Annotated in this window: 1 protein-coding gene; it reads left to right on the top strand. The window is 58.3% G+C overall.

Features of this window, described 5'->3' with window-relative positions; genetic code table 11:
• Positions 1-12: 12 nt before the first annotated feature.
• Positions 13-230: transposase (locus tag SB752_RS33395; protein ID WP_410719657.1), on the top strand; the 218-nt coding region annotated here is incomplete at its 3' end.

Here is a 230-nt window from a genome sequence, read left to right on the forward strand (position 1 = left end):
GGATCATGAGGGATGCAAGCGCCGATCGTTGATGACGAATTGTGGATACGCATCGAGCCATTACTCCCGCCGCCGAAACCGCGGCGAACGAAGAATCCAGGACAGTTTCCGGTTCCGAATCGGGCGACATTGAACGGCATCCTGTTCGTGCTAAAGACCGGCATTCGATGGAACCATCTGCCAACCCAGCTCGGCTTCGGTTCGGGGGCAACCTGTTGGCGCCGACTTCG

Origin of the sequence: Brevibacillus sp. SIMBA_040 (assembly GCF_046535075.1) — a bacterium.
Taxonomy (GTDB): domain Bacteria; phylum Bacillota; class Bacilli; order Brevibacillales; family Brevibacillaceae; genus Brevibacillus.